At 63.7% G+C, this 8,923-nt stretch carries 10 protein-coding genes; 8 read left to right on the top strand and 2 right to left on the bottom strand.

From position 1 onward, the window contains the following. The coding region (locus HV770_RS38265; RefSeq protein WP_217468659.1) for a hypothetical protein at window positions 1–214 on the top strand (214 nt) is incomplete at its 5' end. A gap of 105 nt (window positions 215–319) precedes the next feature. On the opposite strand, the gene HV770_RS29405 is transcribed toward HV770_RS38265, so the two are convergent. Both HV770_RS29405 and HV770_RS29400 read right to left on the bottom strand, forming a co-directional pair. Next, window positions 320–1,597 carry an SGNH/GDSL hydrolase family protein gene (locus HV770_RS29405; protein WP_175165055.1) on the bottom strand — a complete coding sequence of 426 codons (1,278 nt, stop codon included), beginning with the start codon at window positions 1,595–1,597 and terminating at the stop codon, window positions 320–322. A 99-nt stretch (window positions 1,598–1,696) separates the two neighbouring features. Next, window positions 1,697–3,319, bottom strand: coding sequence for an NAD(P)/FAD-dependent oxidoreductase (locus HV770_RS29400; protein ID WP_175165054.1), 1,623 nt, complete (start codon window positions 3,317–3,319; stop codon window positions 1,697–1,699). Window positions 3,320–3,530: 211 nt separating this feature from the next. Between HV770_RS29400 and paaA the strand changes: the two genes are divergently transcribed. From paaA to HV770_RS29365, 7 genes are all read left to right on the top strand, one after another. Then, window positions 3,531–4,529, top strand: a complete 999-nt coding sequence (gene paaA, locus HV770_RS29395; RefSeq protein ID WP_175165053.1) for a 1,2-phenylacetyl-CoA epoxidase subunit PaaA — start codon at window positions 3,531–3,533, stop codon at window positions 4,527–4,529. A 37-nt stretch (window positions 4,530–4,566) separates the two neighbouring features. After that, window positions 4,567–4,851, top strand: a complete 285-nt coding sequence (paaB, locus tag HV770_RS29390; RefSeq protein ID WP_007179854.1) for a 1,2-phenylacetyl-CoA epoxidase subunit PaaB — start codon at window positions 4,567–4,569, stop codon at window positions 4,849–4,851. 8 nt (window positions 4,852–4,859) lie between these two features. Further along, window positions 4,860–5,663, top strand: coding sequence for a 1,2-phenylacetyl-CoA epoxidase subunit PaaC (gene paaC, locus HV770_RS29385; RefSeq protein WP_175165052.1), 804 nt, complete (start codon window positions 4,860–4,862; stop codon window positions 5,661–5,663). A 7-nt stretch (window positions 5,664–5,670) separates the two neighbouring features. After that, the gene (gene paaD / locus HV770_RS29380; RefSeq protein ID WP_175165051.1) at window positions 5,671–6,213 is read left to right on the top strand and encodes a 1,2-phenylacetyl-CoA epoxidase subunit PaaD; all 543 of its coding nucleotides are present in this window, start codon (window positions 5,671–5,673) and stop codon (window positions 6,211–6,213) included. A gap of 1 nt (window position 6,214) precedes the next feature. Next, entirely contained in the window at window positions 6,215–7,303 is a 1,089-nt protein-coding gene (gene paaE, locus HV770_RS29375) for a 1,2-phenylacetyl-CoA epoxidase subunit PaaE (protein ID WP_175165050.1), read from the top strand. Window positions 7,304–7,448: 145 nt separating this feature from the next. Beyond that, a complete protein-coding gene (locus HV770_RS29370) occupies window positions 7,449–8,261 on the top strand; it encodes a DUF1835 domain-containing protein (RefSeq protein WP_175165049.1) in 813 nt (270 codons plus the stop codon). 14 nt (window positions 8,262–8,275) lie between these two features. After that, window positions 8,276–8,887, top strand: coding sequence for a TetR/AcrR family transcriptional regulator (locus HV770_RS29365; RefSeq protein WP_175165048.1), 612 nt, complete (start codon window positions 8,276–8,278; stop codon window positions 8,885–8,887). Window positions 8,888–8,923 lie beyond the last annotated feature (36 nt).

The following is an 8,923-nucleotide window of genomic DNA, read 5'->3' as shown; positions in this document are numbered from 1 at the left end:
GATTCCGCAGAATCCACCGTCGCGTCACGCATCAAGCGCCCACACTTATCGGCTGTTAATTTTTAAAGATCGATCCGCTCACGCACAGCGCCCACTTCAACCACCCGGCACTGCGTCGTTCTGCGTCGCTGCATCAGCAGCAGAGAAACGAGATTATGAAGGCTCTTTTTCGTTTCGTCAACAATATTTTTCGCCTTCGCTTAAAACCTGCTGACGTCACGACCGCTGGTTCTGCCGCGGACTCGTTCGAAAACGAGGGGGCGAATAATAGGCGGATATCCAACCTGTGACAAGCATGTGACGGAATTTTTCCGTCGACTTACCTACGGCTCGAGTTCAAAACGGCATCCATGGGAACCGCTGCAGCCATTGCGGCATAACCGGCATCGCTGGGATGAATGTGGTCGCCGCTGTCGAAAGCCCGCTGCAGCCGGTCCGGGTGCGCCCGGTCCCGCAACGCGGCGTCGAAATCCACGACGCCTTCAAACGCATGGCTAGTTCGAATCCATTGGTTGACGGTCAGCCGGATATTCTCCCGCTCCGCTGGCAGCGACGCCGGGGTCAGCGTCGCGCCAAACACCTTCACACCGGCGTGCCGCGCGACAGCGATCACCCGCTGGTATCCAGCAATCAGGTCCGCAGCCGTCACTGCGGTATGCGGGGAGTCGCAGTCGAGCCCACTGCGAGGCGGCATCCCCGCGAAATTGATGTCATTGATGCCGATCAGCAGGATCGCCGTCCTGACGCCCGGACGCCTGAGCACGTCGCGGTCGAAACGACTCGCCAACGCGTCGCCATAACAAGGCGAGTCGCTTAGCAGCCGATTCCCACTGATCCCGAGATTGACGACAGCGATCGAACGATCGCCTGCACCGTCCAACCGACGGGCCAGCGCGTCCGGCCAGCGTCGATTCTGATTCAGGCTGGATCGCATGCCGTCGGTGATCGAATCGCCGATCGCGGCGACGGCCGTCGCCGAAGACCCCGTCTCTACCGACAACCCGCTCACCCAGATGTAATGCGTAAACCGGCCACGGAATGCGTCGGCAGAACTGTCCGCCGCATGATTGCCCGGCACCGACACGTAATTCACCTGATTCGATACACGGTGCCATGCCGCAACCCGCTGTTCGGGCCCCATAACCGCACTGATCGCATACGGGACGCCTTCGGCGATATCCAGCGCGACGGGGTCGCTGTCCAGTTCTCCGCCTGCCGGAATGCTGACAGCCGTCCTGCCGCCAAACGTCACGCGCGCAGCGTCGTTTTCGACAACGGCCGCGCCGCCAGCCGAACGCGCTATGCGCAGTTCTTCGATGACAAGCGGCGTCTTGCCGTACTCGTTACTCAGATGGATTCGCGCAGACTTTCCCGACAGCGTCGGGTAGACAATCTGACGGACGGTGCGCCCGGCGACTTCCGGTGCCCGGTACAACGGCGGCAAATCCGCTCGCTGCGGAAGGGGTTGCAGCGCCGTTGCCCACGCGGCGACCCAATGTCCCGCCAGCGGGGCGTCGGCGGCGAAAAGGTTCGAGGAAGCGGCAAACTGCGCAAGCAGCGCGGCGCCGCACGCGGCGGCGAGGGTGCGAAGGGTCATTCGGGTGGTCGGTTCGAGGCCAAACGCGCATTGTGCCCGATCGCAACGGCAACCGCGGACGGCCGGGGACGGTCGCTAATGCACGCGGCCCATCCAAACTCAAGCCGGCTGCCCGCCGGTCATTTTCAGCGCAAGCGCTTCGGCAACTTCGATCCCGTCGATCGCCGCGGAGTAAATGCCCCCGGCATATCCCGCCCCCTCGCCCGCCGGATACAAACCCTCGACGTTCATGCTCTGATAGTCATCCCGGCGACGCACGCGAATCGGCGACGACGTTCTCGTCTCGACGCCCGTCAGCACCGCGTCGTGCATAGCGAAGCCCGCGATTTTCTTGTCCATCTGCGGCAGCGCTTCGCGAATTGCCTCGATTACATAATCCGGCAGCGCGGTGCTCAGATCGGTCGGATGCACGCCGGGTTTGTACGACGGCACCACCGAACCGAGCGACGTGGAAGGACGCCCGGCAACGAAATCGCCGACCAGCTGGCCCGGCGCCATATAGTTGCCGCCGCCGAGCTCGAATGCGCGCTCTTCCCATTTGCGCTGAAAAGCGATGCCGGCGAGCGGTCCGCCCGGGTAATCGTCCGGCGTGATGCCGACCACGATCCCCGCATTGGCGTTGCGCTCCGCCCGCGAATACTGGCTCATCCCATTGGTGACGACGCGGCCGCGCTCGGACGTCGCCGCCACCACGGTCCCGCCCGGGCACATGCAGAAGCTGTAGACCGCGCGGCCGTTGCTGCAGTGATGCACGACTTTATAGTCGGCGGCGCCCAGCTGTTTGTGGCCGGCAAATTTGCCGAAACGGCTGCGATCGATCAGACCCTGCGGATGTTCGATTCGGAAGCCGAGCGAAAACGGCTTGGCCTCGATATAGACGCCGCGCTCGTGCAGCATCTCGAACGTATCGCGCGCGCTATGGCCGACCGCCAGCACGACGTGATCGCAGCGCAAGGTCTCCCCGGTCGACAGCGTCAGCCCGCGCACCTTGCCGTCGTCGATGTCGATATCGTCGACGCGGGTTTCGAAGCGCACCTCGCCGCCCAGCTCGTGGATGGTCGCGCGCATCTTTTCGACCATGCTCACAAGGCGGAACGTGCCGATATGGGGCCGGCTCAGAAACAAAATGTCTTCCGGCGCGCCGGCGCGGACGAATTCGTCGAGCACCTTGCGGCCGTAGTGCTTCGGGTCCTTGATCTGGCTGTACAGCTTGCCGTCCGAGAATGTGCCCGCGCCGCCTTCGCCGAACTGCACATTCGACTCGGGATTGAGCACCGACTTGCGCCACAGCCCGAAAGTATCTTTGGTGCGCTCGCGCACGGCCTTGCCGCGCTCGAGGATGATCGGTCGGAAACCCATCTGCGCGAGGATCAATCCGGCAAAGAGGCCGCACGGTCCCATGCCGATCACGACCGGGCGCAACGTGGTCAATTGCGCCTGCGCCTTTGCTACGAACCGGTAGGTCATGTCCGGCGTCACGCCGCAGTGCGGCACGTCGGCGAGTCGCTTGAGCGCGACCGCTTCATCCGCTACCTCGACGTCGACGATGTAGGTGAGCTTGATGTCGGCGCGTTTGCGCGCGTCGTGCGCGCGGCGAAACACGGTGTATCGGATGAGCCCGTCTTCAGCCACGCCGAGTTCCGCGACGCGCGCACGGACGGCCGCTTCGAGGGCGCTCTCGGGATGATCGAGCGGGAGTTTGATTTCGCTTAGACGTAACATGAGTACCGGGATGCGGGAGGGCCGCCAATCGCGGCCAATTCGCAATTTTATAGGTTAAGTGCCGGCACGGACCAGCGACGCTGAAGAAACGCCGTGACAAGCGGGCCGGAACACCGACAGCGTGGAAGACCTCGGACAAAAAATTTATTAACCGACCGGTCGGTTGGTTTATACTGAGCGAACTCAGACAACTTCTGCAGAGAGCGTCCCCATGTACACGCAATCCTTGGATATTCCCGGCAATGTCGCGCCGCTCGACGCGGGCGCGAGTTCCCCCGAACAGGCCCAGTTCGATGCGGTCATGGCCGCCGACGGCAAAATCGAGGCTCAGGACTGGATGCCCGACGCGTACCGCAAGACGCTGGTGCGGCAAATTTCCCAACATGCGCATTCGGAAATCGTCGGCATGCTGCCGGAGGGCAACTGGATCACACGCGCCCCGAGCCTGAAGCGCAAAGCGATCCTGCTTGCCAAAGTGCAAGACGAAGCCGGTCACGGCCTCTATCTCTATAGCGCGGCCGAAACGCTCGGCGTGTCGCGTGATCAACTGATCGCCGCGCTGCATTCGGGCAAGGCCAAATATTCGAGCATCTTCAATTACCCGACGCCCACGTGGGCCGACGTCGGCGTGATCGGCTGGCTTGTCGACGGTGCGGCGATCATGAACCAGATCCCGCTGTGCCGCTGCACGTACGGCCCGTATGCCCGCGCGATGATCCGTATCTGCAAGGAAGAGTCGTTCCATCAGCGTCAGGGTTTCGATGCGCTGATGTCGATGATGTCCGGCACCGACGCGCAACGCGAGTTGGTCCAGCAGGCAGTGAATCGCTGGTGGTGGCCGGTGCTGATGATGTTCGGCCCGAGCGACAAGGACTCGATCCATAGCAATCAGTCGTCGAAATGGGGCATCAAGCGCGTTTCCAACGACGACCTGCGCCAGAAATTCGTCGACGCCACGGTCGATCAGGCCAAGGTGCTCGGCGTCACGCTGCCCGACCCCGACCTGAAATGGAACGAAGCGCGCGGCCATCACGACTACGGCGACATCGACTGGGAAGAGTTCTGGCGCGTCGTGAACGGCGACGGCCCGTGCAACCGCGAGCGCCTCGCCACCCGCGTCAAAGCCGATAACGAAGGTGCCTGGGTCCGTGAAGCCGCCCTGGCCCACGCCGAAAAACAGCGCCAGCGCGCCCAACAGCACGCCGCTTGATAGACGTGGCGCGTCAGGAAGAACAGGAGATAGAGCAATGAACAAGGAATGGCCGATCTGGGAAGTCTTCGTGCGCAGCAAGCAGGGACTCGACCATAAACACTGCGGCAGTCTGCACGCCGCCGACGCGCCGATGGCGCTGCGCATGGCGCGCGACGTCTACACGCGCCGCCAGGAAGGCGTGAGCATCTGGGTGGTGCCGTCGTCGGCAATCACGGCGTCCGCGCCAGAAGACAAGGCAGAGCTGTTCGAACCGGCGGGCGACAAGATCTACCGTCACCCGACGTTCTACACGCTCCCCGACGAAGTCAACCACATGTGAGCGCGGCCATGGACATCACGCCCCAACATCTCCAATACGTGCTGCGCCTCGCGGATACCGCGCTGATTCTCGGTCAGCGTAATAGCGAGTGGTGCGGCCACGGTCCGATCCTCGAAGAGGACATCGCGCTGTCGAACATGAGTCTCGATCTGATCGGCCAGGCGCGTCTGCTGTATACGCATGCCGCCTCGCTCGAGCAACGGCTCACCGGCAAGACCCGCACGGAGGACGACTACGCGTACTTCCGCGCCGAGCGCGAATTCGCCAACTACACGCTGGCCGAGCTGCCGCATTACGGCCCGCTGTGTGGCACCGCGCGAGCCGAGAAGGACTACGCGGTCACGATCGCGCGCAACTTCCTGTATTCGACGTTGATGGCGCATCTCTGGACCGCGCTGACGACTTCCGCCGACGAACAGCTTGCGGCGATCGCGTCGAAATCGATCAAGGAAACCAGCTACCACGTGCATCACGCAAGCGAGTGGCTGATCCGTTTCGGCGACGGCACCGAGGAATCGCACCGCCGCGCGCAAGCCGCGCTGGACTACCTGCTGCCGTACACGCGCGAGTTCTTCAGCGCGGACGCGGTGGAAGAGACGATCGCCGCGACCGGCATCGGCCCGCTGAGCGCGGACCTCGAAGCAGCATGGCTCGACGATGTGCGCGCCACGCTTGATGCGGCCACGCTGACGCTGCCCGAAGCGGTCAAGCACATCACGACCGGCAAGCACGGCGAACATTCCGAGCACATGGGTTTCGTACTCGCCGAAATGCAAAGCCTCGCGCGCCAGCATCCTGGCGCCACCTGGTAATCCGACGATGACGACTTCGACTGCCATCGCTACGGCCGACGCCGCGCTCCAACGCGCCTGGGACGTCCTTGAAACGGTACCTGATCCGGAAATTCCGGTGGTGTCGATTCGCGAACTCGGCATTCTGCGCGATGTGCGCCGCGCCATCGACGGCACGCTCGAAGTCGTGATCACGCCGACCTATTCCGGTTGCCCTGCGATGTCGCAGATTGCGGAGGACGTCGCCCATGCGCTCGACGTCGCGGAGCTCAAGCCGTATCGCGTCGCCACGGTGCTCGCCCCGGCCTGGACCACCGACTGGATGACCGCCGACGCCCGCGAAAAGCTGCGCGCCTACGGCATCGCGCCGCCCACGGGCAACTGCGGTCCGGCCGCGGCGCCACAGGAAAAAGTGGTGCGTTTCGTGCCTCGCGCACTGCCCGCACCGTCCTGCCCCCGCTGCGGCTCGGCGCATACCGAACGTCTCGCGCAATTCGGCTCGACCGCTTGCAAGGCCTTGTACCGCTGCCTCGACTGCCGCGAACCCTTCGACTACTTCAAACCATACTGATATGGCCACCCCGCAATTTCATCCGCTGCGTATCCGCGAAGTGCGGCGCGAAACCGCCGACGCGGTCTCGGTCGCCTTCGAAGTCCCGGTCGAGCTGCGCGACCTTTATCGCTTCACCCAAGGCCAATTCGTCACGCTGAAAGCGCATATCGACGGAGAGGAAACGCGCCGCTCGTATTCGATCTGCGTCGGGGTCACCGATTACGATCGCGACGGTGAACTGCGCATCGGCATCAAGCGCGTGCGCGGAGGGCGCTTCTCGAACTTCGCGTTCGACACGCTGCAGCCGGGCCACACGATCGACGTGATGACGCCGGATGGGCGCTTCTTCACCCATCTGAACGCCGATCAGGGGCAGCAGTACCTCGCGTTTTCGGGCGGCTCCGGCATTACGCCGGTGCTGGCGATCATCAAGACAACGCTCGAGGTCGAGCCGCGCAGCACCTTTACGCTCGTCTACGGTAACCGCAGCGTCGATCAGATCATGTTCGCGGAAGAGCTCGAAGACCTGAAGAATCGCTTCATGAACCGCTTCGTGCTGTATCACGTGCTGTCCGACGATCTGCAGGACGTGGAGCTGTTCAACGGGGTGCTCGACCAGCAGAAGTGCGCGGCCTTCATCGAGAATCTGCTGCCGGCTGATGCGATCGACGAAGCCTTCATTTGCGGTCCCGGCCCGATGATGGACGCCGCCGAGGCCGCGTTGAAGGCCGCCGGCGTGCCGCAAGAGAAAGTGCACGTGGAACGCTTCGGCTCCCCGCTGCCGCAAGCCGGCGTGCCGCCGGTCGAGATCACCGAAGACACGCCGGCGGCCGACCTCGAAATCGTACTCGACGGCAAGCGGCGCAAGCTGCGCCTGCCCTATCAGGGTGTGAGCGTGCTGGATGTAGGCCTGCGCGCCGGACTCGCGCTGCCTTATGCCTGCAAGGGCGGGGTTTGCTGCACCTGCCGTGCGAAGGTGCTGGAAGGCGAAGTGAAAATGGAAAAGAACTACACACTCGAAGAGCACGAAATACGCGACGGTTTCGTGCTGACGTGTCAATGCCATCCAATCAGCGACCGCGTGGTGGTGAGCTACGACGAACGCTGAGCCGCACGCCGCACGGAGGCCCGCGCGATGGCCGCGGCGCTTTCCGCAGCTTCGCGATCCTTTACACTAGGGGCCGCTCGCGATCGGACACCTGTCCCGGTCGACGCGCGGCCCCTTTTGTTATTGCCACAGCAAGCCACTGCTCATGAGCACGATTCACCTCACCAATGGCGACGTCGCCGCCGACTCCCTACGCACCGCGCTCCACGAAGCAGGCCGCGACGATCGCGTGCAGTCGCTACGGGACGACCTGGCCGTCGGCCCACTGCGTGGCCTCGACGATGCGCCGGATGTGCGCGCGAACTTCTGGGATCGCGTCAGCGTGGACACCCGGCGGGATTTCCTGCGGGAATTCCGCGAGCAGGCTGCGGCGCTGGTCAGCATCGCACGCGGCGAAGCGAATCTGGTGGTCTGGCATGGCGAAAGCGCGGCGGATCAACTGATGCTGCGCCGTGTGTGCTATCACCTGCGCAACAACCCGCAGCGCCTGAACGAGGTGCGTCTGTCGATTCGCGACCTGACCGATCCGGGCGCGTGGGCGCACAGCCGCCGGGATCGGGCGACCTCGGTCGGCATGTTTGCGCCTGCCGTGCTGCAAGCGCGTCTGGCTGACGCCGCGCCGATTTCCGTGCTGCGTATCAGCCGGCTCGCGCTCGAGTGGCAGGAGGTCAAGCACGCGAACGGCGAAACACGCCGCTGGCGCGACAACACATTCACGAGCGGCAGCTTTGCCGATCTGGATGCGCTGATTCTCGAGCGCATCACCGAAGACTGGCAACCCGCCGCCCGCGTCGCCGCCGAGCTGATGACCGCCGAGCTCTGGTTTCTGGTAAGCGACAGCGTCGTGCTGTGGCGCCTGCGCGAAATGGCCTCGACGAGGCGCATCAAGCTGCGCGGCGACACCGGCGCGTGGCGCACATTGGAGCTGTGCGCGGCGCGCGCTCCCTGCCCAAACTAATAAAACCAAAGACTATGGCCCGCACCCGAGCCCCCGACCACGAAACCCAACGCGAACAGATTCTCGAACTGGCGGCGGCGAAATTCGCCCAAACCAGCTATCCCAGCACGTCGATGGCCGATCTGGCCGCCGCGAGCGGGACCTCGAAAGCACGGCTGTACCACTACTACGCGAGCAAGGAAGCGATCCTGTTCGATCTGCTCGATCGCTACACGAAGCGGCTGATGCTGATCATCGCCGAAGTGGAAGGCGCCAGCCAGCGGCGCGGACTCACCGAGCGGGAAACCTTCGCCGAGCTGATCCGGGCGTTTCTGTCCGAGTATGAAACCTCGCATAGCCGGCACGTCGCGCTGTTGAACGACGTGAAATATCTGGTCGACACCCAGCGAGAGGTGATCCTGAACCGCCAGCGCGACGTGGTCGCGGCCTTTGCGCGGCAGTTGGCGCGCGCCTATCCGGAGCGCGCCACTCGCGAGAATCAAACCGCTCTCACCATGATGGTGTTCGGCATGATCAACTGGACGTTCACGTGGCTGAAGCCGGACGGGCGCATGGGCTACCGTGAATTCGCCGAACAGGTCGTCGGCATGGTGGATCACGGTTTGAGCGCGCCCCCGGCCGAATGACGCAGGGCAGCAATATCCGAAACATCCGCGTGCGGG

The sequence above is a fragment of the Paraburkholderia fynbosensis genome (assembly GCF_902859935.1).
GTDB lineage: Bacteria > Pseudomonadota > Gammaproteobacteria > Burkholderiales > Burkholderiaceae > Paraburkholderia > Paraburkholderia fynbosensis.
This window is presented reverse-complemented; position numbering and strand designations above follow the sequence as displayed.

Bases quoted from the DNA above. Each gene is read 5' to 3' on its own strand.
- HV770_RS29405 (WP_175165055.1), bottom strand. From the start codon at position 1,597: ATGACCCTTCGCACCCTCGCCGCCGCGTGCGGCGCCGCGCTGCTTGCG.
- paaA (WP_175165053.1), top strand. From the start codon at position 3,531: ATGTACACGCAATCCTTGGATATTCCCGGCAATGTCGCGCCGCTCGAC.
- paaE (WP_175165050.1), top strand. From the start codon at position 6,215: ATGGCCACCCCGCAATTTCATCCGCTGCGTATCCGCGAAGTGCGGCGC.
- HV770_RS29370 (WP_175165049.1), top strand. From the start codon at position 7,449: ATGAGCACGATTCACCTCACCAATGGCGACGTCGCCGCCGACTCCCTA.
- paaB (WP_007179854.1), top strand. From the start codon at position 4,567: ATGAACAAGGAATGGCCGATCTGGGAAGTCTTCGTGCGCAGCAAGCAG.
- HV770_RS29400 (WP_175165054.1), bottom strand. From the start codon at position 3,319: ATGTTACGTCTAAGCGAAATCAAACTCCCGCTCGATCATCCCGAGAGC.
- paaD (WP_175165051.1), top strand. From the start codon at position 5,671: ATGACGACTTCGACTGCCATCGCTACGGCCGACGCCGCGCTCCAACGC.
- paaC (WP_175165052.1), top strand. From the start codon at position 4,860: ATGGACATCACGCCCCAACATCTCCAATACGTGCTGCGCCTCGCGGAT.
- HV770_RS29365 (WP_175165048.1), top strand. From the start codon at position 8,276: ATGGCCCGCACCCGAGCCCCCGACCACGAAACCCAACGCGAACAGATT.